Consider the following 25,875-nt stretch of genomic DNA (forward strand, 5'->3'; position numbering starts at 1 on the left):
GCTACGAATTTTTATTGAACATTGTTCAATAAAACCGTGAGTTAGGTGAATATAATCTTTGCTGAGGCGGTTATTTGATGGATCGGATGTATTTTACCTATTTTAATGAGTTTGAGATCGCACCAACTTTTGGAAGTGCTTTATGGGTTTTGAGCCCATCGATACTGAAAAGCAGTAGTGCTGCCCAAATAAACCCAAATGTGATCGCTTTATCAAGGCTAAAAACTTCGCCATAGAAGATGACAGCAAGTATAAGCATGATACTGGGACCGATATATTGGAAAAATCCCAGCGTCGATAATTTGAGCCTCGCCGCAGCACTTGCAAAGCTTAACAATGGAAGGGTGGTGACAAACCCGGCAGACATTAGTAATAAATTGAATGAAAGAGAATTCGACGTGAAGTCACTTGTGGCTGAATCAGTGATAAAGAATACGTAAATCAAAGCCGCAGGGACGAGAAAAAGGGTTTCTACAAATAGCCCTGTTTGTGAACCAACAGAGACTTTCTTGCGTAATAAACCATAAAAACCAAATGTAACGGCTAAGACAATCGCGACGATCGGAATAGAGCCAAACACAATAATTTGGACCCCGACACCGATGGCTGCAAGCAGTACTGCTAGCCATTGTAGTTTTCGCAAGCGTTCACCTAAGAAGAGCATACCAAGTAGTACGTTAACCAGTGGATTGATGTAATAACCTAGGCTAGCATCGAGCATGTGATCTGAATTGACCGCCCATATGTACACCAACCAATTGGTGGCAACGAGTAAGCTGGTTACCAATAATATTCCCATTTTCTTTTTCGACTGTACGATCTCTTTAAGAACGATGGCTTGTCGACTTATTAAAACCAAACCAGCTAGAAATACAAATGACCAAATGATTCGATGGCTTAGGATGTCAAGTGCGGGCACATCATGCAGTACTTTGAAGTAAATCGGCGAGATTCCCCACATGGTGTAGGCGCCTACGGCATAGGAAACACCCTTGCGGGATTGGTCTGTGTTATTCATAGGGGTAATACTACTAGTTTAGATATGTGACGGAAGTAACAGTCTATACCTATATTTCAACACAATACACGAATTAATATCTTGCTATAGTCATTAACAAATTCCGGTTTTAATCCCAATGGATGACGACTACAATAGCCGGTCAGATATAATGACTTATCGTTATTATGCATATTTTTAGAGCCTCTTCAGACTATGACCTCAACTTTGATAGCGAAATCAGACGAATCTCTTAACAGCAGCCCAAGTTCGGTTCTGCGTTCAGTGTTTGGCTATCAATCATTCCGAGACGGGCAGCAAGAGGTCATCGAATCGACCTTGTCTGGGCAAGATAGCCTTGTGATTATGCCTACCGGTGGTGGCAAGTCATTGTGTTATCAGATTCCCGCGCTACTTAGTCCGGGTTTAACCTTGGTTATCTCCCCCTTGATTTCTTTGATGAAAGATCAAGTCGACCAGTTAGTTGCAAATGGGGTTGCGGCGGCTTGCGTGAATTCGAGTTTGAGTCGTGAAACCTTGATATCGGTTTATCAATCCATTAACAGTGGAGAGTTAAAACTATTATATGTTTCGCCAGAGCGAGTGTTGATGGATGATTTTATTGGCCGTTTAGCCAATACCGAGCTATCGATGATCGCCATTGATGAAGCACATTGTATTTCTCAATGGGGACACGATTTTCGTCCCGAATATGCCGCACTTGGGCGTTTAAAAGAACGATTTCCTCATGTTCCTATGATGGCATTAACCGCAACCGCTGATGATGCCACTCGCAGTGATATTCTGCATCGCTTACAACTGATTGAGCCTCATATATATTTGGGCAGTTTTGATCGTCCTAATATCCGCTATACCTTGTTGGAAAAGCATAAACCTGTGAGTCAGGTTATTCGCTTCCTTGCCACACAACCCGGGCAATGCGCCATTATCTATTGTGGCAGTCGTAAAAAAGTTGAAATGCTGGCAGAAAAGCTGTGCAACAACCACATACGTGCCGCGAGCTACCATGCTGGGATGGAAGTTGATCAGCGCGCTCAAGTGCAAGAAGCGTTTCAGCGTGATGATATTCAAGTTGTTGTTGCAACGGTGGCATTTGGAATGGGAATCAATAAGCCGAATGTTCGTTGTGTCGTGCATTTTGATATTCCACGCAACATAGAATCTTATTATCAAGAAACAGGGCGGGCTGGTCGTGATGGCTTACCGGCTGAAGCGGTTATGCTTTATGACCCTGCAGATATGGGGTGGTTGCGTCGTATGTTGGACGAAAAACCAGACGGACCACAGAAAGTCGTAGAAAGTCATAAGTTAAATGCAATGAGTGCATTTGCTGAAGCTCAGACCTGTCGGCGACAAGTGTTATTAAATTATTTTGGTGAATACCGTGAACAGCCATGTGGTAACTGCGATATTTGTCTTGATCCTCCGAAGCACTTCGATGGCTCAAATGAGGCGCAAAAAGCGCTATCGTGCGTTTATCGGGTGAATCAAAACTTCGGCATGGGATATGTCGTAGAAGTTTTGCGTGGCATGCAAAATATCCGAATTCGAGAAAATGGACACGATAAGCTGTCGACCTATGGGTTAGGAAGGGATCATAGTCATGACTATTGGATCAGTATTTTTCGTCAGCTTATTCACAAAGGGTTGTTACAACAAAATATTACCCGCAACTCCACACTGCAGTTAACCGAAGAAGCTCGGCCAGTATTACGTGGTGAAAGTTCGCTTGAGCTAGCAGTACCACGCCTTGATGTCGCTGCTCGTAGTGCTAAATCGGATAAACTAGCCAATAAACATTATGATAAGAAGCTTTTTGCTCGGCTACGTAAGTTACGCAAGTCGATCGCTGATCGCGAAGGGTTGCCACCATATGTTGTATTTAATGATGCTACATTGATTGATATGGCGGAAATATTACCATGCTCATACGGCGAAATGCTGGCGGTGAACGGAGTCGGTGAGCGAAAATTAGAAAAGTATGCCGACCCTTTCTTGGATTTGATTCAGGAGTACTTAACCAATCATGGCTAGCTTTGTTGTTAAAGAAATACTTGAAGATCAGGGCGTATTAATTCTTATAGCTCCTGAATTTGATTACGATAGTTTCCCTGCTATTGGTGAAGAGCTTGTTACCTTGCTTTCAGCTAAAATTATTGAAAAGCAACAAGATGCCGATATTCATACCTGGTTAATTGATTTTGATGAGCAGCAATTTTTCATTAAAGCAGAACATTATAGTCAGGCACTATGGCTAGAAGCTCTTGATATGCGTTCAAGCCAGCAAGAATTAATTTTTATTTCCAATCTCATACAACATTTCGCTTAATTCTCTCTAATTTCCTTCTAAAAGCGTCGTTAATTCGGCGTAGCTCTGCTTTGCCTGTTGATAGCTTCATTCTTCAATGCACCTGTGTTGTTTTTAATTATTTTTTCGCCTTTCATCTTTTTCATTACATCAAATAGTAATTAGATCACCATGTTCCAAAAGCTAAAAGAACATAATGATCTAATTGCTCTATGATGTTCCAAAAGCTTTAGGAACATAGCAACCCATTAGACTATGATGATCTAATTAGTAAAAAGAAGAGGAAGATCGTAGTTGGTTTTTAGATGAAGGAGAGTAAAAACAGAGGAGCGGGATGGGGAGTGACTAATTTGTGATTCATTTCGTGGCTTTTTATGAAAACGAGCAGAATAGTGAAATATTTCAAAATTACAGCCTTTTTCTGTTTGAATTTTAGCCGTTTTTTTGTGATTGCCTTCGCTAATTCCTATGAAATGAAAGCGTTATCAGGTTTGAGTTATGAGGTTGTTATTGTATTTAACATTATGAATACAAAAGAGGTTTAACTATGTGGTTTATTTATTGCGATTTCATGAGTTTCGATTAACCAGTTTGGTGTGAACCAAGGAAGGCTTTTCAAATATTTCATTGATTATGATCTCTCCTGAATTAGAACAACCGAAATCTAATAGGGATATAACATGAAACAATTTAAAGTCTTACCTCTAACCATAGCAGTGGTTACAACTTTTGCATCAGGTTCATTACTGGCTGCAGATTCTCAAATTGAACAACTGGAACAGCGAATTCAGGAGCTAGAAACAAAGTCAAAATCGTCAGAACTTATTTTTTCTGGTTACGCTCGATACGGTGCTCATTATTCAACAGGAGATAACCGCTATGTTGAAGTCGGCAGTACTGGTCGTTCTCTTGGACGTCTTGGTAATGAAGGAAATGGTGGTGAGTACCAGTTCACCAAACCAATCCAAGCCGAAAATGGTGCTAAATGGGATCTCGTATTAATGATCAATGATTGGAACAATGATCAATGGGGTTCGGCTGGTGGTATCAGTTTGAAAAAAATGTACGCAGGTGTTTCCAATGTGTTCGATAGCCAACCTGATCTCTATCTTTGGGCCGGTCGTGATTTCCATCAACGCCCACAACAAGGTCTAAACGATTATTTCTATATGTCTCATGATGGCCAAGGTGCGGGATTCAAAAACTTATCTTTAGATGGTGTTCAATTGGATATGGGGTTTGTCGGACAACATGATAACGATGACGGAGCTCTAGGCAATGATACTGGCAGATATGCAATCACTTCACGTCTTCATGGGCTAGATACAGGCATCGGCAGTCTGAATATTTATGCGAACTACGGTTTTGCATCGGACGAAGCGGGTGACAGTGTGAAAGATGAAACAGCATTCCAAGTAGCCGCAGTGTTAGGGCTAGGAAGTTCAAACAATTTAGTGATGAAATACGCCGATGGAGCGGATGACTCAGCCTTTGATCTTGCTGGTGATAAACAAGTTGTCTATCTAAGTGTTGATGGCAGTCACAGTGCTTCAGACCAATTTGTCATCGACTACTTAGTGTCTTACAAAGATATCGCGGGTTCTGATGTTGACGAGAAAAGCGAGTTGGCAGGGATCGTTCGTCCACAGTACCAATGGGACGACGTACATTCTACCTGGCTAGAAGCTGGCTATGCGATGGAAGATTACGATGATGGCAGTGAGAAAGCGGGTTGGAAAGTAACGCTCTCACAAAATGTGTCATTAGGAGGAATGCCTGGAAGTCGTCCTATGTTGCGTTTTTATACAACACTGGGTGATGTTGAAACAACCACTACAACTGGTGCAAGTACGACAGCAGATACGGTTGTATTAGGTGCCATGTTTGAAGCTTGGTGGTAATCACTTGATTCACAACGAGCTCTAAATCGGACTTCAGACAAATAGTCTATTCAATAAACCGATTCTTTTTCATTAGTTAGCCATGTTAAATCCACTTTGGGTACCTTGGTGCCCACTTTTTTTCGTAATACGTTTGAAGTTTGGGTTTGAACATGCCTAAAACATGAATGAAAAATAGTCTATGAAACTGTTTCATGAGAATTACTGAAACTGACGATGTACTCTCTATTTTAAAAAACAGCCCATTTAACTAATGATCTGATGTGATTTAGGTCACCAATTTAGAGTGTTAAGTGCGGAATACTCGGTTTGTAAACGGTTTCAAATAAGATGAATAGCTTAATTAGGGGTTTTAGTGACAACAATTAAACACGTTTCGGCACGAGCGGGCGTTTCTCAGGCGACAGTATCGCGTGTGATTAATGGTACAACTCGAGTCAGTCACGATAAGAAGTTAAAAGTGGAAAAAGCGATTAAGGAATTGGGGTATCGTCCGAATTCAATTGCTCAAGCTTTGGCATCGAGTCGGACAGGGAGCGTGGGTATTGTCGTTCCAGAGTTAGGTGGTCCTTTTTTCTCCGGTATCCTTCATTGTATTGAAGAAAACCTACGCCGTTTTGGGTATCACGCGGTTGTTACCGCAGGATCGAATACTGAGCAAGGTCAAAGAGAGTCAGTGGAGTTCTTATTGGGGCGTCGAGTTGATGCTTTGATTCTACATACCCAGCACTTAACCGATGATTATTTGATTGAACTGGAAGAGCAAACGGTACCCGTAGTATTGGTGAACCGTTTTATTCCTGAAATGAATCAGAGCTGTATTGATATAGATAATGAGTTGGGAGCAAAGTTGGCGACTCAATATCTTTTGCAACAAGGACATACTGACATTGCGTGTATTACAGGGCCCTTGGAAAAGTCAGATGCTAGAGAGCGTTTGCAGGGTTACCGAATTGCACTGGAAGAACATGGGATTTTATATAACGAAGCGTTGGTGTCTGAAGCCGGGTTTACTGAAGAAACTGGTTTTGTTGCGACGCAGAAACTACTCAAGCGCCAGTGCCAGTTTAGTGCGATTTTTGCGTCTAATGATCATATGGCGTTTGGGGCGTGTGAAGTTCTGCGCAGCGAAGGGCTTTCGATCCCCAATGATATTTCATTGGTGGGTTTCGATGATAACCTGTTTGCTCGGTACCTTACACCAGCACTAACGACGATTAATTTCCCAATTGAGCAGATGAGCATTGAAGCCGTTCAACTGACATTACAAAAATTAAACAAGAACAAACGAGATGTGAATTTCAAACTAAACCCAGCGTTGGTGGTGCGAGATTCAGTTAAAGACTTAACCTGTACCCTATAAAATAATATTAAGGATAAGACATGAAATTAAAGACATTAGCGCTTTCGAGCATGGTGGCATTTGGTTTAGCTTCTACCGCAACAGCGATTGCAGCAGACGCAGACATTCGTTTTGATGGATTTCCGGATTTCGACAGCAGTTTAAAAGTCATCTTGCCTGATTTCGAAAAAGAAACGGGCATCAAAGTTGATTACTTGATGAACAATCACGGTGATCACCACACTAAACTGACAACAAACCTAGCAACAGGCTCTGGTGCTGGCGACGTTATCGTTGTTGATGTAGAAAAAATTGGCCCATTTGTCGCCTCTGGCGGGTTGGTGAATTTATCAAAACAGTACGGTGCCGATAAATACGCCGATAAGTTTGCGGCCTATGCTTGGACACAAGGTAAAGGCAGTGATGGTGATGTCTACGGGATTCCAGTCGACTTAGGTCCTGGTGTTATGTATTACCGTACCGATATTTTTGAGAACGCAGGCATTGATGTAAAAGAAGCGATCAAAGATTGGGATTCTTACATTGCGGCGGGCGTGAAACTTAAAGAGCAGAATGTTCAACTTATCGCATCTGCTGCGGATGTGGCTCAAGCCATTATTTTTACAACAGTTCCAGAAGGCGAAGGTCTTTACTTTGATAACGACGGTAACTCAGTCGTAACTTCAGAGCGTTTTGTTCATGCATTTGAAGTGGCGAAAGAGATTCGTGATAAAGGGCTTGATGGTCGAATTCTTGCTTGGACGAACGAATGGTATGAAGGGTTCCGCAGCGGCACTTTTGCCACTCAACTTTCCGGTGCTTGGCTACTTGGTCACCTAAATAACTGGATTGCACCAGATACAGCGGGCAAATGGGGCGCATCTAACTTACCTGACGGAATTTATGGTAGCTGGGGTGGTTCGTTCCTCTCTATTCCAACTCAATCGAAGAAGCAAGATGAAGCTTGGAAGTTAATTGAATACATGACGACTAAGCGTGATGTTCAACTTAAGCACTTCGAAACTATCTCTGCATTTCCTGCGAACGTAACGACTTACGATGACGCTTTATTTGAACAAGAAGTGCCATTCTTAGGCGGTCAGAAAGCTCGTCTTCTTTTTGCTGAAGTAGCGAAAAACATCAAACCAGTGGCTCCTGCGAAGGGTGATCACGTTGCTAAGTCCATTATTTTGGAAAACGCATTGATGGAAGTGCTTGATGAAGGAAAAGACATTAAAACCGCTCTAGAAGAGGCCGAAATGTTAATCAAGCGCCGTACACGTAAACTGTAATAAAGAGTTCGTTTTAAGTTTGGGAGGCGCACGAAAGCGTCTCCCTAAGTAAGAGGTTGATACAATGAATCAGACAACGAACAGTGTCGTGGAAACTTCATCTCGCCAAAGTCTTTTTTCTCGCTTAAATATGAAAGCGTTTACAGCGTATGGCTTTTTGATGCCATTCCTCATCATATTTTCTGTTTTCGGGGTATTCCCGTTACTTTTCTCAGTCTATTTGTCGTTTCATGAATGGAACCCAGTTGAAGGGTTAGGGGCAATGAATTATGTCGGGTTTGAAAACTACGACATTGCGCTTACCGACCCTTGGCTGTGGCGATCACTTAAGAATACGTTGTGGTTGGCCATCACATCGGGTGTTGCTCAACATCTAATTGCCATTCCAGTGGCGTATATATTAGTGTCGATGAGTGACCGTTTGCGTCATTGGTTAACGTCAGCCTATTTCTTGCCGTTTATCACGTCTACGGTTGCTGCATCGCTTATTTTCTTCAATATGTACTCGCCTAATTCAGGCATTATCAACCAAACCTTGATGGCGTTAGCGGACAGTTCTTTATTGGGGTGGGCATTTGGTTGGGTCAATGATTACCAACCCATTCGTTGGCTTGATGATGCCGCAATGGTTAAACCGTCGATCGCCATTATGGTGTTTTGGAAATATACCGGTTTCAACATCGTGCTTTATTCAACCGGGTTAATGACGATTCCAAAAGATATCCTTGAAGCCGCTCGCATGGATGGTGCCAATGTATTCCGACGTTTTTGGAATATTTCCCTTCCTATGATTCGTCCATTTGTCTTTTTTGCCGTCACGATGACGATTATTGGTAACTTGCAGTTATTTGAAGAACCTTTTGTTCTCACACAAGGTAAGGGTGGAACTGGGCAATCTGGCCTAACGATTTCGATGTATCTCTATAAAGTGGGTTGGGAATGGTTAGAAATGGGGACTGCTTCAGCAATTTCATGGTTGTTGTTTGCCTTGATTGCTACTTGTACTTCTATTCAGTTTTTCTTCTTCGGTAAAAAAGGGTTAGGGGAGCAATAATATGTCGACTCATTCTGTAACGTCGAGTGCTTCGTCCATCGTGGCAATAAAGCCAAGCGATCGAGCTATCGAAATTATCGTTAAACTACTAATGGTCTTATTGGCGGTCATTCTTATCATTTCAGCGATTGTCACCGTGTTTCCATTTGTTTGGTCAGCACTGCTATCAACGCGTGATAGAACTGAAATCTTTGGCTCGGGGATCAGTTTTGCGATTGGTGACAGCCTTGCGATTAACTATGCAAAATTGCAGGAAATTATGCCATTTTGGCAGGCGATGTTTAATTCCATTTACGTTGCTTTTCTAGGCACTACGATTTCTCTGTTATTTTGTAGTATGGGTGGGTATGCCTTTGCGGTGTTTAAATTCCGTGGCAAAAACTTCCTATTTGGCATGTTGGTCGGTTCAATGATGATTCCACCAGTATTGAGCTTAATTCCCTACTTCATGATCGTGAAATTCTTGGGTTTGATGGATAACCATATGGCGGTACTACTGCCGTTTACCGCAACCCCTTTTGGTATTTTCTTAATGCGTCAACACGTAGTGGCATCTATTCCCAAAGAGCTCCTAGAAGCTGCGAAATTAGACGGTGCTGGGGAGTTTAGAACCTATTGGAGTGTGGTATTGCCATTGATGAAACCAGCATTAGCAACCCTTGCTATCGTTCAGTTTGTCTTCTTCTGGAATATGTTTATGCAACCTTTAGTAGTACTCACCACGCCAGATAATTATGTCATTACTCAAGCACTACGAAGTGTGCAAGGTATTCCAAACACGCCTTGGGGCGCCGTTATGCTAGGTACCACGATTTCTATTTTGCCATTGGTCGTAACGTATCTCTTCGCATCAAAACAGATGATCAGTGGTTTAACGTCAGGCGCAGTGAAAGGTTAGGAAATCCAATGAATCAATATCAACTACCAACAGACTCAAAGCTACGCCGTAAGGAATTTGTCTTCGGTGTCGCGACATCTTCTTATCAGATAGAAGGTGGAACTTCAGAAGGCGGACGCACCCCTTCTATTTGGGATACATTTTGCAGCACTCCAGGTAAGGTCGATAATGGCGATAGCGGAGAAATAGCCTGCGATCATTATCATCTTTGGAAACAAGATATTGAGATGATCGAAAACCTCGGTGTTGATGCGTATCGTCTCTCCATCGCATGGTCAAGAATCTTGCCGGAAGATGGGGTGGTTAACCCACAAGGGTTAGCATTCTATGAACAAATTATTGATGAATGCCACGCTCGTGGGATGAAAGTGTATGTCACTCTCTACCATTGGGATCTACCACAATATCTTGAAGATAAAGGTGGTTGGCTTAATCGTGAAACTGCGTATAAGTTTGCTGAATATGCCGATATCGTAAGTCGTCATTTTGGTAACAAAATCGATGTTTACACCACATTAAATGAGCCCTTTGTTGCGGCATTTTTGGGGTATCGCTGGGGAGTACATGCTCCGGGGATTATTGGAGAAAAAGAAGGTTTTTTAGCGTCGCACCATCTGATGTTAGCTCATGGTTTGGCGATGCCTTATTTGAGAGTCAATGCACCTAAATCTCTGCATGGCGTGGTATTTAATGCAACGCCATCTTATCCAAAGAGCGAAAAAGACATCGATGCGGCCGTGTATTGTGAAGCGGAAAACTACCATTGGTTTGTCGATCCGGTATTGAAAGGTGAATACCCGGCACTCGTAATGGAACACCAAAAAGCCAATGTGCCTATGATTCTACCTGGTGACCTTGAAGTGATCTCAGCACCTGTTGACTATATTGGCATCAATTATTACACCCGAAGTGTCGCGTACTATGACTCGGATGGCGACATTAAAACCCCTGTACCTGAAGGTGTCGAAACGACCCATATTGGTTGGGAAATATACCCACAAGGACTAACGGATCTTTTGGTTCGATTTAAAGAGCGTTATGACAACCTTCCCCCGCTTTATATAACCGAAAACGGTGCTGCAGGTAATGACCAAGTGCACGACGGTGACGTCAATGATAGCCAGCGTGTCCGCTATTTTCAGACTCATTTAGAAGCGGTTGATAACGCGATTAAAGCAGGCGTTCGCGTTGATGGCTATTTCGCTTGGAGTTTAATGGATAACTTTGAGTGGGCTTTTGGCTACCAGCAACGTTTCGGCATTGTCCATGTCGATTACCAAACACAAAAAAGAACATTGAAACAGAGCGCTATTGCGTATCGAAATATGTTGCAACAGCGCGCTGAGGAGAACAAGTAATGGCAAAAGTAGAGTTTAGAAACATTAAGAAATCGTTTGGTGATGTCGATGTGGTTAAGCATTTTGATTTCACTGTCGAAGATGGAGAATTTGTGGTTTTCCTAGGCCCATCAGGTTGTGGTAAATCGACGACACTTCGTATGCTTGCAGGGCTTGAGAGTATCTCTTCTGGCGATATTCTTGTTGACGATAAGTTGGTCAATAACGTTGATGCCAAAGATCGTGACCTTGCCATGGTGTTTCAAAGTTACGCGCTCTATCCACATATGACGGTTTACGAAAATATTGCGTTTGCTTTAAAGCTAAAAGGCATGAAAAAACCCGATATTGATGCAGAAGTCCGCAAGGCCGCCAAGATGTTAGAGCTTGAACAGCTGCTCGACCGAAAACCTAAAGATCTTTCTGGTGGCCAACGTCAGCGTGTTGCAATGGGTCGGGCTATGGTACGAACCCCGAAAGTGTTTCTGTTCGATGAGCCTTTGTCGAACCTCGATGCTAAGTTGCGTGGTGTGATGCGTGAAGAGATTAAACAACTTCATCGCGAGTTAAAAACCACCACAATTTATGTAACGCACGACCAAATCGAAGCGATGACGTTGGCAGATCGTATTGTCATTCTTAAAGACGGTTATGTGGCTCAAGTGGGTACGCCAACGGAAGTGTTTAAGCGTCCCGCCAACAAGTTTGTTGCTCAGTTTATTGGTAACCCTTCAATGAATATGCTCGATGCTCAATTGATCGATAGAGGAGGCGAATTTTTTGTGACATTGGGAGAGATTGAAATTCCCTTACCAGAGCGATTTAAAGCACTGGCTTCGAAAAATATCGCATTGCATTTTGGCGTTCGACCGACCGATATTCATCTAAGAGCGCAACAAGTGGATCATGATCGCCTTCTGCCTGTTCCTGTAAAAATTAAAGATAAAGAGTTACTTGGTGCCAGTATTTTGCTCAAAACCGAAATTAGCGATCAACCTTTGATGGTGGAGACTCAAGCTGCAGAAGTAAATGTAGAGGAATTAACACTTTACCTCGATTTAGATGCAATCCACCTATTCGATGCACTTAGTGGGAACTCATTGGCAAGTTAATTAACCGCCTAAATAAAAATTTTACATTTTGGCTTTCACCCATTGAGAAAGCCGGCTAGGGAATAGAGATATGAAATTCGGATATTTTGACGATACCAATAAAGAATATGTCACCACAACACCATGTACACCGATCAAATGGAGTAACTATGTCGGTACGCTGGCGTTTGGTGGATTAGTTGACAGCAATGGAGGAGTGATATTGTGTAAAGGTGATCCGGCACTAAACCGTATTACCAAATACATTACCCAGTTGCCAAACTCAGATTTTAAAGGGTCAACGATTTACCTTAAGGTGACGGATAAAGCGGGCAAGGTTGAGGTGTTCTCTCCGTTTTATACCCCAACATTAAAGCCATTGGATAAATTTGAAAACCATACTGGGCTGTCTTACACCAAGATTGTTTCTGAAGGGTATGGCGTTCGTTGTGAGGCAACGTTATTTGTTCCTAAGAGTGATGCCGTCTTACTCGAAGATATTAAAATTACCAACCTGAGCGACGAAGAACTGCATGTCGATGTGGTTCCGGTTTTTGAATTCACGCATTTTGATGCATTAAAACAGTTGGTCAATGCAGATTGGGTTCCACAAACCATGACGCTCAATGCCCATCAACAAGAATCGGGTCACATTGTTCTTGAGCAATACGCCTTTATGAAGCGCGATTACGCGGTTAACTTGATGACAGCAGACCGAGTTGCAACGTCGTTTGATGGAGACCGTCAGAAATTCCTTGGCAACATGGGATACGGCAGTTGGAGTGCTCCAGAGAAATTATTTACCTCTGAACTTGGCAATAGTGAATGCGTACGTGGGGACAACATTGGTGCACTTAACTTGCGTTTGGGGTGGTTAAAGCCACAACAAACTGAACGTACGGTCGTTCAGTTGACGCAGATGGAAAGTGTTGACGCAGCGACGTCATTGCTAGAGAAATATCGTGACCATGAAGAAGTCGATCGTGCGTTTTACGAGTTGGCTAGGCATTGGGGCGATTACTTGTCGACAGTTCAGGTGGAAACTCCTGATCCTGCAATGAATTCGATGTTAAATATTCATAACCCAAGACAGTGTCATACGACAAAGAACTGGTCTCGTTACCTGTCGCTTTATCAATTGGGTTACGGAGCAAGAGGCATCGGTTTTAGAGATTCATCGCAAGATACCCTCGGTGTTATTACTCATATGCCAGAAGAAGCGCGTGAGTTTATTGAACGATTACTCTCGGTACAAAACCAGAATGGTTCAGCTATGCATCAGTTCTTTCCATCAACCATGGAAGCGAACGCTGGAGACTCACGTGAGGAGTTAGATCGTCCTGATTATTATGGTGATGACCACTTGTGGATTATTTTCTCAGTGGCTCAGTACATTAAAGAAACCGGCAATGTCGACTTCTTAGACCGTGTTATTCCTTACTATCAAAAGGACACACAAGATAATCCAATTGAATCGGGAACGGTTTGGGATCACTTGTGTCGCGCGATTGAATTTACCTACTCCAATACGGGTCAACATGGTTTGCCTTTACTTGGTTTTGCAGACTGGAACGATACGGTGAATTTGCCGACTGGTGCAGAATCTATGATGGTTGCCAATATGTACGGAAAGGCGCTGTTGGACATGTTGGATCTCTGTGACCTAAAACAAGATATCGAGCTTAAAGCTCAGTATCAAACCAAGTATGAGCAGATGAAATCGACAGTCAATGAGTGTGGCTGGGATGGTGAATGGTTTATTCGTTATTTTGATGAAAAAGCTGCGCCAATAGGCTCAAAAGTGAATCTTCAGGGGCAAATTTATACCAATGGTCAAAGTTGGCCAGTGATCTCCGGCTTTGCGAGTCAGGAGCGGGCGACACAAGCGTTAAATTCGGTTTACAGCAAATTGAATACCGCAAATGGGATTAAGCTTTCAACACCAGGATATGATGGATTTGATCCAAATTTGGGTGGCGTCTCGACATACCCTCCTGGGGCGAAAGAGAACGGTGGCATTTTCCTTCATGCAAACCCTTGGGTCATGATTGCCGAAGCGAAAATGGGCAACGGTGACCGAGCTTACGAATACTATCGTCAGATAAACCCAGCGTCTAAAAATCATTTTATCGAAGTGTTTGAATCAGAACCGTACTGCTACCCACAGAACATCTTAGGGGATGAGCATCCGCAGTTTGGGCTTGGGCGTAATGCTTGGTTATCTGGGACGTCATCTTGGACATATATCGCTGGCACGCAATGGATTTTAGGCATTCGCCCTGAAGTGGATGGATTAACCATTGATCCTTGTATTCCTTCTGGCTGGCCTGAGTTTCGTGTTCAACGTCGCTTCCGTGGTGCGACGTATCATATTCATGTCACCAACCCAAATAGCGTTAGTAAAGGGGTATTGGAAATGCGAGTCAATGGCGCAATTGTTGAGGGAAATAAAGCGCCGATCTTTACCAGTGGTGAGCATATTGTGGATGTAATACTCGGCTAATAAAATGGGGAGTGAAGGCTCCCTATTTGGTTCGCTTATTTACTTAAGATTGAAAATTAAGCATTCAATATTGGACGTCGGACTATGACAAATAAAATTCCATATACCTCATATTTAGGTAAGTCTGAGGCACTTTGTAGCAAAGGAAATGCGGTTGAATTTATTCAACCTTGGTATGTCCCAATTTCGACAACACCTGAAAATACAGGTATGGCTGTCGGTGGTATTGGCAATACGTTCACACTGACACCTGAAGGGAAAACGCCTAATTTTAGTTTTATCCCTGGAATATTTATCGATTGTGAGCACGAGGATATTCATTTTAACGACTTCTATTGTTCTGTTATGGATGATATTTCGTTAGATAATCTAGAAATACTCGATGCCGATGAGTTGGCCTCATTCTTAAAATTTTATCCTGCGGATTTGGGCTTCGATTGCTCGGCAATAAGCAGCAAAGAAGCGTGGCTAACCAACATTCAACACTCGCTTAAATCGGGAGAATTTTATCTTAATAACCAACGGGCTTTTGCACGTTGGAATGTCGAGTTCACAGCAAAGACTCAACGCGAAATTAGCGTTAACCCCAAATCGATGCAGACCCAGTTATTGGTCGCTCTGGACTTTTTTAATGGGTTATTGGTTAACGCGAGTGCAAGATCTCTGTCTCTAACGGCGGGCAATCGGCATTCTAGAATCGACAGTATTTCAGCAAATCAGATTGATTACCGAGCACTCTACCCTATTGCTGAATACGAGTATCAAGCATTTGAAACCGTCAAAATTACGCGAAATGTGATTTCACCTGTGGTTAAGGATGATCAGAAACGGTGCAGTTTACCGCTGCACTGGAATCACTTCTCGATGGTCAATCAGTCTGAGAAAACTCAATTGGTTACGTTGGTTCAGCCACTAAGAAACCTTATTGGTTCAACCTATCAAAAGGCGCGAGATGGTATACAGGATTCTTGTTGTCATTTGGTTCAAAATCCGATTGCACAACGTCATTGTAAAGTTGAAATAGGTGGAGAAGAATTTCAATTTTCAGGTGTGAGTCTCAGCTCTCAATCAAGATACGGGGCAGATATTGAAGGCGAAGTTGTGTATGGCGTGCATGCTGATGCCCAATCGGTTTTCTCAAATACAGTCACGGTTTCGATGAAATCTCAGTTGTACGCTAGTCATACACAGCAGCAAGTTGAACGCGCATTGAAAACGGGGCGAACCAACGATCATTTTGATCATGGTATATACAGCGGTCGAGAATCCTTGAGTGCATTGGTGTGCGTCCAGATCGAATTGCAAGCGGGCGAAAGCATTGAATTGCGCTTTGCTCAAGTGATGGATCATAGCAAGATATCGTTAAATGGTTGGGCATCAGAAAAAGCGTACTCACGTTATTACTCAGGCAACAAACGAGCCAAGGCGATACTAGAGGATGTGCTTCCTCAATTAGAAAGTATTGAAGAGCGTATTATCAGTCAGCAAAGTGAGTTTCGATTGCAAGCTGAAGCTGCCTTTGAGCACAGTGACAGTAGTGCTCGATATGCGACGATGGCAATGAATAGTTTATCCTTCTTAGCGGAGTCTACCGTATGGGATAAAGAGAATAAGTTTTTAGTGAAAGAGTGCGTCGACTACCCATTTTTTAACTCTCTTGATGTTTATTTCTATGGTTCGTTCTCATTGCTCTATCTACTTCCGGAACTCGATGGCTGTGTGATGACGCATTTTGCCGAAGCTATTTTAGCCAGTGATGATACGGTCCGGCGATATTGGGAATACGAAGATAAACCCAATGCAGAATTAGTTGATCAGAAGTATCAAGGGACACGAGCCATAGAAGGCGCGGTGATTCATGACTTAGGCAGCCCTTATGACATTCAGCCAGATGCTTACAGCTGGCATAATGTAAAAGAGTGGAAAGACTTAGCACCGAAATACATTTTGATGGTGTATCGTCATTGGCAAAAAACGGGCAATCTGGATGTGGTAACACAGTGTTGGCCAGCTGTTCAAGCGAGCATTAGATTTCTAAATGGTTTGATCGAAGAAGGAGATACCTTACCTCTGACTCGTGGTACCGATGATACCTTTGATAACTTATCATCGCATGGTGTCTCTATTTACTGTGGTAGTTTATGGGCGGCAGGATTAAAAGCAGCGAGCGAGCTGGCAAGTTTACTCAATGAGCCGACATTGGCTCTAGGTTTTTCTGAGCGTTCAGTACAAGCTATTGCAACGGTAGAACGTGGATTATGGGATGAGAAGAACGGCTATTACCATTTCTTTATTACGCCGATTCAAGCAAAGCATTTAACCGGAATCGATTATCAATTACTTGAGCCTTTAGGGTTAACATTATCTGGAGAGACCATTGCAGATGCGAGTCTTTTGAATCAGTTTTTAGATGATGTTGATTTGACAAGTTCAGTGCCCAAAAGTCAGCAGCGAGCTGAGAAAAAACAGACGTTGCTATCATTAGCCCCCAATGCCTTTAGTGATGAATTTACTAAGCTTGTGCCTGACTCTGATAACAGTTTTGGTGATGCCTTACTGGCCGATAGCTATCTGAAACTTGTTGGCTTAGAAGGACTATTTCCTGAAGAGCGTATTGATCGAACATTAGATTTTATCTACCGAACGAACTTTGAAATAAATAGCCCTAAGTTGGGAGTCGCCAATATGACTTTAGCGGATGGTCAACCTCATGAGGCATTTCAAGCTCAAGATGTGTGGATTGGCGTTCAATTTAGTGCTGCCACTGCGTTAAGGTTTGCAGGGAAGCAACAACAAGCTGAACGCTTAATTGATACGGTATATCATGCGCTTTATGGTATGGCGAAAATTCCGTTCGCAGCTCCTGAAGGTTTTAACTGCTCGGTGGCGGTGACTCAAGCTAGCTTAGCAGAGCAATTTCAATTGACGTCTGCGGTGGCAAGTGACTGGTATAATGACTTAATCAAGGTGGGTTACTTACTTGGTGATGGTCGAGTAAACCCAGAGTTGACCAGTGATATTTCGACCTTTAAGTGCCAGCTTGAGGCTTCGCGTGTGATTGAAGAGTCAGTCATGCTAGATCTGAATAAATGGCTTTTAAGTACAGGGCTAAAATACACCGCAGGGCGCTACTTTAGGCCAGGTATGATATTCGCCTATCTTTATGAGTCATTGTAGACAAAATGACGAGCACTCCTATACATATAGGGGTGCTAAAGTTATCTTCTATCTTTCTATAGTTTGATAAGTGAATTCAATGAAAAAGCGAAGTAAAAAACAAATAACCGTTTACGATGTCGCTAAGCATGCTGGCGTATCAGCAAGTACCGTTTCACGATTTCTTAATCGAACCACTTATGTTTCTGATGACAAGAGTAAAAACATCGCTCGCGCCATAACGGATCTTGGGTATACGCCCAATTTTCATATGCAGGCAAACACCAATAGCCGTACTTTGACGATTGGTGTATTGGTTCAGCACCCAGACAGTCCGTACACCAGTCGCATCTTAAACGATATGGAAAATGTATTATTAGCACAGGGCTACTCGTTGGTTTTGGCTAGTGGTCATTGGCAAAACAAGCTCGAAATGCACGCGCTTGAGTATTTGATGAAAAGTCATGTTGATGGCTTGGTTGTCGTTACCGGTACACTGAGTGAGGAGTTGATTTTAAAAACAGCAAAATCGATTCCTGTTGTCACTGTAGGATTTAATATTGAAGGCGATAATATACGTTCCCTTAACCTAGATAATGTTCTCGGGGGCTATATTGCCACGCTGCATTTATTGCAACTTGGTCACATGAATATCGCGCATATAAAAGGATTAGCAAGCCAACCCGATTCAGGCGCGCGTTTTGATGGGTATAAAAAAGCGTTACACGAAGCTGAGATAAAGGTAAATCCAAAACTCGTGAAGCAGGGGGATTTTGGTGCTGACTTAGGTTACGAAAAAACAGTTGAACTGATTGAATCGAAAGTGCATTTTTCGGCGATTTTTGCCTCCAATGATCTTACAGCCTATGGTGCTATAAAAGCATTAACCGATAATGGATTTCGAGTACCAGAAGATGTGTCAGTTGTAGGGTTTGATGACTTACCTACTTCTCGATACTTCACTCCGGGGTTGACGACGTTACGCCAGCCAATTGAAGAAATTGGGATTGTTTGTGCGCATTCGATACTGAATTTATTGTCGGGGGAAAAACATGAAGCTAGGCTCCCACCAATCGATCTAATGCTTAGACAGTCGACTAAATCTGTCTATCGTTAGTAACCAAAGGTGGAAGTATATCATTTGTCTTCAATATGACGACTAAGAATTCTTAAACTCGAAAGAAACTCCTTGGTAGCGAAGAGACACTATGTAGATCTCTACTTTTTCTCTTCATAGCGATATGCCGCAACACGATTGCTCATCATGTAAGGAACGAGCAACAGGTTGTGTTTCTCGTCCAGCCAGAAATCCGCAGAGGTTTGACCATAAAGCTCTCGGTCTACTATTTTTCCTTGATTGTTTAAAGTGAGGAGCTCCCCGGTTAAAAAGTCTGTTGCTAACCAGCCATTGGGTAAAGGGTGTAAGCCATCTAAGTTATTCCAAGAACGGTCATCAGGTAAATTTTCGATATGCTTGTCGCTCAGCGAAATGCGTTTTAGTAAGCCACTTTCTTCTGTGGAGAAATCTGATTTAGGGTTCTTGCCCCAAGCCGCCACATAAAGGTAATCATCTTTGACTACAAGGCCATTCGGTGACTCCAGTTCTTCGGTCTCCAACCAGACGGTTAATTCTTGGTTTTTTAGGCGATAAATACGGTTCCCCATCCAGTCGGAGACATAGAGATCCCCTTGCTTGTCAAATGCTAAACCATTCAGAACACCAGCACCTGGAACTGGGTAGCGTGCTGAAATTTGAGCGGTATCGACATTAATGACGACGAGCTCTTTTACATCGGCGATATAGAGATACTCGCCTTTTTGCGCGAGACCTTTTGGCGAACTAAGTCCTGTGACCCATTCAACAGTATGACTTTTCCCATCAGCGCTAATGAGACCAATGCTGCCATTCTCATCCTCTAACACGGGATCCATATTGATATTTGATACGTAAATCTGGTTACGTTCGTTATCGATCAGTACCGATTCTGGCATTTTAAAATCATCGTATTGCCATAATACTTCTGGTTCAGCAAGGGCAACTTGAGAGAGTAGTAGGCCAGCAATCAACGTGGTTTTTTTCATTTTGTTCTCCAATAGTGTGTAGTTAAGACTATGGGTATGGAACACCTAAAGTATCTTTTTGTCATTAATGTAATTAAAAGGTACAATTTGTGTATCTAATTGGGTTGGGTAAGTACCATTAAATGGAGAAAACAATGCAACAGGCTGCTCCTCAAGAGATCACCACTGCTCTCAAATTGGCATTGAAAGCACAAGGTATTACTTACAAAGATGTGGCCAATCACATTGGTGTATCAGAACAAACGATTAAGCGATTATTTAAAGATCGTGACTGCTCACTTAGCCGACTGAGCGAGGTGTGTGATGCGATTAATATTTCCCTTTATGATTTGCTTGAAGTGGCGAAAGGGTACTCTGAGCCTTTGGTGCGCTTAAATGGTCAACAAGAAGAGTTTCTTGCATCCCATCCCTCACACTTCTATTTCCTTTTCTTTCTCGTCTCTGGCTATAGCCTTGATGCTGTTCAGGAAAATTACGAGCTTAATGACATCACTGTTTTTCGTTACTTACGTGATTTAGATCGGCATGGGTTTATTGAGTTATCGGCGAATAACCAATTCAAACTCAAAGTGGAAGGCAAATTATTAATGAGTTTGGATAGCAAGTTAGCCGCTCTTGTGCGAGAGAGGAATCATAATTTCTTGGACCATGCGATAAATAACCACAGTGATCCTAAAACTTGGTTCTCTAGCTCATTTCGTTTTATGTCTCCAGACACGCTCAGTGCTTTAAATTCGGATATGGAAGCGTTAATGCAGCGTTATCGCAAAGCCGCTTATCAAGATGAGGCAATTCTACCTAAAGATCGCCTTCTACCAGTCAAATGGTCGACAATTGCAGCCCCTTTCAATATCTGTGGAGAGTGGCCACTTGAAAGAGATATTGAGTAGTTGTTGTGATGTGATTATTAATTGGGCTCACTATGATAAGTAAGCCCATTTTCGTATTAAACCAGATGAAATTGACTGTTCATTCCTTTCTCTCGTAATGGAACCAGTGCTTGATATGCTTCACTATGGTACCAATTTCTCGCGCTTTCCTGATTCGGGAATTCAATGACCGCTTTATTCTTATATTCAGAGTCGCCATGCAGTATTTCGATTTCTCCTTTAGCAATAAATTTTCCATCGTAAGCGGTAACGGTGTCAGCAGCTTGTGCGCTGTAGGCGGATAGTTGGGTTTTATCTGTTGGGGTTAGATCAATAATGACTAAGCAGGTCATAAGAAAGTTTCCTTTTGTTGATGGTGTTGACACAGAATAAAACTTACTGAATATTAAACAATAACCACAATATGTACGGACTGTTTAATAATATGAACGCAGTAAAGCTAGCACCATTGCTCCTTATTTTTGTCGAAGTTGCCAAGAAAGGCTCTTTTACCGCGGCAGCGAAAAAATTGGGTTTGAGCAAGTCGGCAATTAGCCAGCAAATTAAGCGTTTAGAAGAAGCCACCGGCCATCAGTTATTGGTGCGGAATACGCGAGGTTTGGTATTAACTGCTGTTGGAGAGACATTACTGAGTCGTAGTGAGTTATTAAGTGAGCAGCTCAGTCTGACACTCACTGAGCTCGAGAGTGAAAAAGAACAACCGAGTGGTGTTTTTAAGGTCGCTATTCCTCCATTTTTCGAAAAAGACATTGTTATTCCGGCAATTCACCAATTGTGTTTGGAATTTCCGTTTATTCAGCCAGATGTAATTGTGACGGGAAAATGGCAAGATTTAATTGAACATGGCCTAGATGTTGCGGTATTTGGTGGCGATCTTAAAGATTGTAATTATCGAGCTTTGTCTATTGGTAAGGTCGCTGAGGTGTTTTGTGCCTCTCCTCGCTATATTAAACAGCACGGCAAGGTGAAAGAAGTCGCTCAACTTTCCCAACATCGTTTTATTGCAACGCCGTGGCAAAATGGTGAGCTGCAACTTTTTGATAATCAACAAAAGAATCCATTTTCCTTCTCTATTGAACATTGCGCTAAAGCGAATTCGTTATCCACGGTATTGGATATGGCGCGCTATGATATGGGAATAGTATTGTATCCTGAGTTTCTCGCTCAGTCGGCATTGCTTAAGGAGCAGTTGGTGAAAATACTACCTGAGGTTCAAGGAAGGGCCTGGCATTTCTATTTCTTGCACCAATACCAGAAGGATAAGCCAGCCCACGTCACTCGTTTCTATCAATTACTTTGCCACTATTTCAATCACGTCTCCTTAGCTGCACCTGATAAATTGTAATTTTATAAGCTCAGAAGGGCTGCTTTTGCGCGAGTAGTATCTTTTTTAATAGTGCAGCACATTGAACTTTTTCATCTTCATTAAGCATTGAAAGCATCTCATCCATATTCATAACGTGAGCCTCAACGGCAAGGTTGATAAGGTTTTTTCCTTGTTCCGTTAAGGTAACCTTGCAGCTTCGACGATCTTCCGCACTTAAAATTCTTTCTATTAAACCACGTTGAACAAGTGCTTCAATACGAGTGCTCATTGCGCCTGAGGACAGCATAAGTGTTGTATAAAGATCTGTTGGTGTTAGGGGCATTTGGCTTCGATATAGAGTTGCAAGTATGTCGAACTCGATCCCACTCAACTTGTGATGCTTGAACACATGACTTAGTTGTTTCTTCCAGACCGATTCAACTCGTGCCAAGCGTCCAACGATGCCCATCGCAGAGCAATCTAGATCCGGTTTGGCTTCTTTCCACTGCTGTAAAATGAGGTCTACATGATCATTCATAATTAAAACCATAAAAGTAACTTTCTAAAAAGATACTTGATTTCTCTTTCATTTAACAATACTCTCTAAAAAGTATCTTTTTGGAAAGATAAATAATCGAGCAATAAAATAGTTCTTATTGAGAGAGGGAAATGTGAAGAAAAATAGTTATCTTATGACTGTAGGATTAACCGCCATCGCGCCGATTATCTGGGGTAGTACCTATATTGTGACGAGCGAATTACTACCGGAAAATTATCCTGTTACAGCTTCTACATTGCGAGCATTGCCCGCTGGCCTAATTCTAGTATTGTTAACGAGATCATTACCATCTGGTCATTGGTGGTGTCGATTAGTGACCTTAGCTTTTTTGAATGTTGGTTTTTTCTTCTATTGCCTATTTTATGCTGCCACACACCTTCCTGGTGGAATGGCCGCGTTAGTAATGTCTATTTCTCCGATTGCTGTCATCGTATTAAGCTATTTTTTATTGAAAAATCAATTGAATATAAGGCAATTAGTGGCGAGTTTTTTTGCCATTGGAAGCATGGCACTGTTGCTTTTTAATGAGCAAGCTGAGTTAAATGTTGAAGGCGTTGTTATAGGAATATTCGGTGCAATCAGCATGTCTTTCGGGATAGTATTAACCAAGCGTTGGGGAAGTCCTCAAACCATGACTCTACTTGGTTTTACAGGGTGGCAATTGCTTTTGGGAGGGATCATGTTGCTACCATTGGCATTATGGTCTGAGGGGCTGCCGAATGAGATCACGATTAAGAATACTATAGGATATGGTTATTTATCTATCGTAGGAGCAATACTTGCTTATGCACTTTGGTTTAATGGAATTAGTAAACTGCCAACGCTCACTATTTCCATTCTTGGTTTTTTGAGCAGCCTCTCTGCGGTATTACTCGGGTATATATTTCTCGGCCAATCGTTAAATCTTCTTCAAGGAGTTGGAATGTTAGGCCTTTTTGCTGCAATTGTTATGGTCAGTTCGCGTAATCGCGTTTCTGCTAAGCCCATTAATGTGCAGACTGAATAAGTCATTTAATTATTTTAAGGATACTTTATGAAACTCACGATTATTTCTGGTAGTCAGCGTGGTAATTCACAGAGCTTAAATGTAGCTCGTTATTTAAAAAAGATGAGTAGCAAAGGTTTTAAAGAAGTGCAGATCATGGATCTGTTCGATCTCAATTTGCCATTTTGGAATGAAGGGGTTTGGCAAGATACGGATGAATGGAAGCCATGGAAGGAGATTTCTCAGCAGCTTTCTGTCTCTGACGCTTTCGTTTTTATAACACCTGAATGGCATGGTATGGCGACACCAGCATTAAAGAACTTTCTTATGTTAACAACCGCAAATGAGTTGGCACATAAGCCCGCATTACTTGTAAGCGTTTCTGCCAGTGGTAATGGGGTTTATCCAATCAGTGAATTAAGAATGACAGCCAGCAAAAATAATCATGTTTGCCTTCTGCCTGATCATCTAATTTTTCGCCACATTGAATCCACATTAGACAGTGAACTCAATTGTGTTGATGAAGGCATGATGCTCCGTACGCAATATACATTAGAGCTGTTAGCTTCATATGCGACAGCATTAAAACCTATTCATCATGCTATGGGTGAAAAAGGTCGACCTTTTGTTTATGGAATGTAAGTAAGTGCTCACCATGACTTGATAATACGGTCTAATTCGAATGTTTAGACCGTAATAATCATTGTTGTATTCGATTGAGCACTATTTCAGCAAATGTTCATAACGTTCATCGGTGAGCGTTTTTAAGAAGGCAACCAATGCATCGACTTCTTTATCGGTTAATGCAGGGGCCTTAAACTCTTTATCTTCTAACGCTAGGTTGCGGTTTACTTCTGGTTCACGCCAAGGCTGCCCAGTTTCAGGATTTAGCTTGCGCGTGCTGTTGTTGTATTTGTCATAAAATAGAATGGTAGTGCGAAGGTCCTGAAAAACACCGTTATGCATATAAGGTCCGGTAATAGCAACGTTCCGCAATGTCGGGACTTTGAATTTTCCCGCTTGTTTCTCATCGTCGATTCGAGGGTGCTCTAATAAACCTCGATCTACATAATCCAGACCCAATCCATTGGCTTCTCGAACAGCAATATTCATCGGCACGCCGAGGTTGTGGTATTCATAGTTCGAGAATGTTTCGCCTTGGCTATTACCAAATGCTTTTAATTGATGACAACTATTGCAGTTCGTAAATTGTTGGGAAAAGAACAGTGCTTCGCCCAAGGACTCTTGCTTGGTTAAAGAGACTTCTCCTTTAACGTAGCGATCGTACTTAGAATCAAAAGGGGAGAAAAAGTCGGTTTTTTCAAATTCAGCAATACTGTCGGTCATAGCGCTATATGCAGCGTCAGTATCTTCAAAAATCGTATCGCCATAAAGCTCGGCAAAGCGTGTTAGATAGAACTCATTTTCTTTTAATCGACCAACAACGGATGCTTTATCAGGCATTCCCATTTCGAGCCCGTTGAGTGGAGGTCCACCTGCCTGACCGGCTAAATCCCGTTCTCGTCCATCGAGGAACTGGCCTCCCTTAAACTCGCCAGTTTCACTATTTCGAGTAATAACAGGAATGCGATTGGCGTATGCAGCGCTTGGAGCATTGCGATCACCAAATGAGTGACCATCATCACCCAGTGAAACCATGGCGTTGAGCGCATTTTTTCGATCATCAACAAAGCCATGAGCTGGGTTATGGCAGGTTGCACATGATTGAGTCCGGTTCTTAGATATATTTACATCGAAATATAGGATTTGCCCAAGCTGAGCTTTTGCTTCTACTGGCGTTGTGTCTGCACTCGCGAATGCTGGTGGACAAAGCATGATCAAACATGACCATAGGATAGATTTACGAACCAAAACAACCTCCAAGTAGAATCGAATATTTTTTGTTGAATGAACGAATATTCAGAAACAATAACGCCCTTGATAATTATTCGTATTCTCATGGTTATTGTATATGACACGTATCAATATTGTGAGTAGTAAATTATCAATAGTGGTAAAAAATTGGTGTTTGGTTTGCAGTTTACTAAGTAGTGGGTGATGTAAAGAATCAGTAATTAGTATCCTTCTCCAATCATATAGTGGTCATTTACACTTGTATGGGTGTTATTGTATCCATAACTTACAAAATAGCG

At 42.2% G+C, this 25,875-nt stretch carries 21 protein-coding genes; 16 read left to right on the forward strand and 5 right to left on the reverse strand.

What is annotated here, in order from left to right; translation table 11 throughout:
- Nucleotides 1-97: 97 nt before the first annotated feature.
- Nucleotides 98-1,018: an EamA family transporter RarD gene (rarD, locus tag ACWU4D_RS18775; protein ID WP_456052977.1), complete on the reverse strand. Its 921-nt coding sequence runs from the start codon at nucleotides 1,016-1,018 to the stop codon at nucleotides 98-100.
- A gap of 195 nt (nucleotides 1,019-1,213) precedes the next feature.
- On the opposite strand from rarD, the gene recQ reads away from it, so the two are divergent.
- The 12 genes from recQ (at nucleotide 1,214) to ACWU4D_RS18835 (ending at nucleotide 19,017) form a co-directional block, all read left to right on the forward strand.
- The gene (recQ, locus tag ACWU4D_RS18780; RefSeq protein ID WP_456052978.1) at nucleotides 1,214-3,052 is read left to right on the forward strand and encodes an ATP-dependent DNA helicase RecQ; all 1,839 of its coding nucleotides are present in this window, start codon (nucleotides 1,214-1,216) and stop codon (nucleotides 3,050-3,052) included.
- Nucleotides 3,042-3,347 (forward strand): DUF3630 family protein, encoded by a 306-nt coding sequence (locus ACWU4D_RS18785; RefSeq protein ID WP_456053004.1) that lies wholly within the window; start codon nucleotides 3,042-3,044, stop codon nucleotides 3,345-3,347. Before recQ ends, ACWU4D_RS18785 begins: the two co-directional genes overlap by 11 nt.
- A gap of 659 nt (nucleotides 3,348-4,006) precedes the next feature.
- Entirely contained in the window at nucleotides 4,007-5,227 is a 1,221-nt protein-coding gene (locus tag ACWU4D_RS18790; protein WP_456052979.1) for a carbohydrate porin, read from the forward strand.
- Between the two features lie 355 nt (nucleotides 5,228-5,582).
- Nucleotides 5,583-6,590 (forward strand): LacI family DNA-binding transcriptional regulator, encoded by a 1,008-nt coding sequence (locus tag ACWU4D_RS18795; protein ID WP_456052980.1) that lies wholly within the window; start codon nucleotides 5,583-5,585, stop codon nucleotides 6,588-6,590.
- Nucleotides 6,591-6,610: 20 nt separating this feature from the next.
- Nucleotides 6,611-7,861 (forward strand): extracellular solute-binding protein, encoded by a 1,251-nt coding sequence (locus ACWU4D_RS18800; protein ID WP_456052981.1) that lies wholly within the window; start codon nucleotides 6,611-6,613, stop codon nucleotides 7,859-7,861.
- Between the two features lie 64 nt (nucleotides 7,862-7,925).
- Nucleotides 7,926-8,915: a carbohydrate ABC transporter permease gene (locus ACWU4D_RS18805; protein WP_456052982.1), complete on the forward strand. Its 990-nt coding sequence runs from the start codon at nucleotides 7,926-7,928 to the stop codon at nucleotides 8,913-8,915.
- 91 nt (nucleotides 8,916-9,006) lie between these two features.
- Nucleotides 9,007-9,813, forward strand: coding sequence for a carbohydrate ABC transporter permease (locus ACWU4D_RS18810; protein ID WP_456053005.1), 807 nt, complete (start codon nucleotides 9,007-9,009; stop codon nucleotides 9,811-9,813).
- A gap of 8 nt (nucleotides 9,814-9,821) precedes the next feature.
- Complete coding sequence (locus tag ACWU4D_RS18815) at nucleotides 9,822-11,171, forward strand: GH1 family beta-glucosidase (protein WP_456052983.1); 1,350 nt, start codon at nucleotides 9,822-9,824, stop codon at nucleotides 11,169-11,171.
- Nucleotides 11,171-12,262, forward strand: coding sequence for an ABC transporter ATP-binding protein (locus ACWU4D_RS18820; protein ID WP_456052984.1), 1,092 nt, complete (start codon nucleotides 11,171-11,173; stop codon nucleotides 12,260-12,262). The genes ACWU4D_RS18815 and ACWU4D_RS18820 overlap by 1 nt, the downstream gene beginning before the upstream one ends.
- A gap of 70 nt (nucleotides 12,263-12,332) precedes the next feature.
- The gene (locus ACWU4D_RS18825) at nucleotides 12,333-14,744 is read left to right on the forward strand and encodes a GH36-type glycosyl hydrolase domain-containing protein (RefSeq protein ID WP_456052985.1); all 2,412 of its coding nucleotides are present in this window, start codon (nucleotides 12,333-12,335) and stop codon (nucleotides 14,742-14,744) included.
- 84 nt (nucleotides 14,745-14,828) lie between these two features.
- Nucleotides 14,829-17,921, forward strand: coding sequence for a GH116 family glycosyl hydrolase (locus ACWU4D_RS18830; protein ID WP_456052986.1), 3,093 nt, complete (start codon nucleotides 14,829-14,831; stop codon nucleotides 17,919-17,921).
- A 79-nt stretch (nucleotides 17,922-18,000) separates the two neighbouring features.
- Nucleotides 18,001-19,017, forward strand: coding sequence for a LacI family DNA-binding transcriptional regulator (locus tag ACWU4D_RS18835; protein ID WP_456052987.1), 1,017 nt, complete (start codon nucleotides 18,001-18,003; stop codon nucleotides 19,015-19,017).
- A gap of 101 nt (nucleotides 19,018-19,118) precedes the next feature.
- Here ACWU4D_RS18835 and ACWU4D_RS18840 read toward each other — a convergent pair whose 3' ends face one another.
- Nucleotides 19,119-19,982 (reverse strand): hypothetical protein, encoded by an 864-nt coding sequence (locus ACWU4D_RS18840; protein WP_456052988.1) that lies wholly within the window; start codon nucleotides 19,980-19,982, stop codon nucleotides 19,119-19,121.
- 134 nt (nucleotides 19,983-20,116) lie between these two features.
- On the opposite strand from ACWU4D_RS18840, the gene ACWU4D_RS18845 reads away from it, so the two are divergent.
- The gene (locus ACWU4D_RS18845) at nucleotides 20,117-20,872 is read left to right on the forward strand and encodes a helix-turn-helix domain-containing protein (RefSeq protein ID WP_456052989.1); all 756 of its coding nucleotides are present in this window, start codon (nucleotides 20,117-20,119) and stop codon (nucleotides 20,870-20,872) included.
- 56 nt (nucleotides 20,873-20,928) lie between these two features.
- Here the strand turns inward: ACWU4D_RS18845 and ACWU4D_RS18850 are convergent, their stop codons facing one another.
- Complete coding sequence (locus ACWU4D_RS18850) at nucleotides 20,929-21,204, reverse strand: DUF1330 domain-containing protein (RefSeq protein WP_456052990.1); 276 nt, start codon at nucleotides 21,202-21,204, stop codon at nucleotides 20,929-20,931.
- 92 nt (nucleotides 21,205-21,296) lie between these two features.
- On the opposite strand from ACWU4D_RS18850, the gene ACWU4D_RS18855 reads away from it, so the two are divergent.
- Nucleotides 21,297-22,217 (forward strand): LysR family transcriptional regulator, encoded by a 921-nt coding sequence (locus tag ACWU4D_RS18855; RefSeq protein WP_456052991.1) that lies wholly within the window; start codon nucleotides 21,297-21,299, stop codon nucleotides 22,215-22,217.
- Nucleotides 22,218-22,227: 10 nt separating this feature from the next.
- On the opposite strand, the gene ACWU4D_RS18860 is transcribed toward ACWU4D_RS18855, so the two are convergent.
- Nucleotides 22,228-22,719: a MarR family winged helix-turn-helix transcriptional regulator gene (locus ACWU4D_RS18860; protein WP_456053006.1), complete on the reverse strand. Its 492-nt coding sequence runs from the start codon at nucleotides 22,717-22,719 to the stop codon at nucleotides 22,228-22,230.
- 130 nt (nucleotides 22,720-22,849) lie between these two features.
- Here ACWU4D_RS18860 and ACWU4D_RS18865 point away from each other — a divergent pair, with 130 nt between their 5' ends.
- On the forward strand, nucleotides 22,850-23,743 hold the full coding sequence (locus ACWU4D_RS18865) for an EamA family transporter (RefSeq protein WP_456052992.1): 894 nt from the start codon (nucleotides 22,850-22,852) through the stop codon (nucleotides 23,741-23,743).
- A gap of 27 nt (nucleotides 23,744-23,770) precedes the next feature.
- Nucleotides 23,771-24,364 (forward strand): NAD(P)H-dependent oxidoreductase, encoded by a 594-nt coding sequence (locus tag ACWU4D_RS18870; protein WP_456052993.1) that lies wholly within the window; start codon nucleotides 23,771-23,773, stop codon nucleotides 24,362-24,364.
- A gap of 81 nt (nucleotides 24,365-24,445) precedes the next feature.
- On the opposite strand, the gene ACWU4D_RS18875 is transcribed toward ACWU4D_RS18870, so the two are convergent.
- Entirely contained in the window at nucleotides 24,446-25,594 is a 1,149-nt protein-coding gene (locus tag ACWU4D_RS18875; protein WP_456052994.1) for a cytochrome-c peroxidase, read from the reverse strand.
- Nucleotides 25,595-25,875: the final 281 nt, after the last annotated feature.

Source organism: Vibrio phycocola (genome assembly GCF_053850235.1).

What these genes read in the sequence shown, in the direction of transcription:
- ACWU4D_RS18820 (WP_456052984.1), top strand. Translation starts at nt 11,171, where the DNA reads ATGGCAAAAGTAGAGTTTAGAAACATTAAGAAATCGTTTGGTGATGTC.
- rarD (WP_456052977.1), bottom strand. Translation starts at nt 1,018, where the DNA reads ATGAATAACACAGACCAATCCCGCAAGGGTGTTTCCTATGCCGTAGGC.
- ACWU4D_RS18840 (WP_456052988.1), bottom strand. Translation starts at nt 19,982, where the DNA reads ATGAAAAAAACCACGTTGATTGCTGGCCTACTACTCTCTCAAGTTGCC.
- ACWU4D_RS18830 (WP_456052986.1), top strand. Translation starts at nt 14,829, where the DNA reads ATGACAAATAAAATTCCATATACCTCATATTTAGGTAAGTCTGAGGCA.
- recQ (WP_456052978.1), top strand. Translation starts at nt 1,214, where the DNA reads ATGACCTCAACTTTGATAGCGAAATCAGACGAATCTCTTAACAGCAGC.
- ACWU4D_RS18815 (WP_456052983.1), top strand. Translation starts at nt 9,822, where the DNA reads ATGAATCAATATCAACTACCAACAGACTCAAAGCTACGCCGTAAGGAA.
- ACWU4D_RS18850 (WP_456052990.1), bottom strand. Translation starts at nt 21,204, where the DNA reads ATGACCTGCTTAGTCATTATTGATCTAACCCCAACAGATAAAACCCAA.
- ACWU4D_RS18845 (WP_456052989.1), top strand. Translation starts at nt 20,117, where the DNA reads ATGCAACAGGCTGCTCCTCAAGAGATCACCACTGCTCTCAAATTGGCA.
- ACWU4D_RS18800 (WP_456052981.1), top strand. Translation starts at nt 6,611, where the DNA reads ATGAAATTAAAGACATTAGCGCTTTCGAGCATGGTGGCATTTGGTTTA.
- ACWU4D_RS18835 (WP_456052987.1), top strand. Translation starts at nt 18,001, where the DNA reads ATGAAAAAGCGAAGTAAAAAACAAATAACCGTTTACGATGTCGCTAAG.
- ACWU4D_RS18810 (WP_456053005.1), top strand. Translation starts at nt 9,007, where the DNA reads ATGGTCTTATTGGCGGTCATTCTTATCATTTCAGCGATTGTCACCGTG.
- ACWU4D_RS18855 (WP_456052991.1), top strand. Translation starts at nt 21,297, where the DNA reads ATGAACGCAGTAAAGCTAGCACCATTGCTCCTTATTTTTGTCGAAGTT.
- ACWU4D_RS18870 (WP_456052993.1), top strand. Translation starts at nt 23,771, where the DNA reads ATGAAACTCACGATTATTTCTGGTAGTCAGCGTGGTAATTCACAGAGC.
- ACWU4D_RS18825 (WP_456052985.1), top strand. Translation starts at nt 12,333, where the DNA reads ATGAAATTCGGATATTTTGACGATACCAATAAAGAATATGTCACCACA.
- ACWU4D_RS18790 (WP_456052979.1), top strand. Translation starts at nt 4,007, where the DNA reads ATGAAACAATTTAAAGTCTTACCTCTAACCATAGCAGTGGTTACAACT.
- ACWU4D_RS18805 (WP_456052982.1), top strand. Translation starts at nt 7,926, where the DNA reads ATGAATCAGACAACGAACAGTGTCGTGGAAACTTCATCTCGCCAAAGT.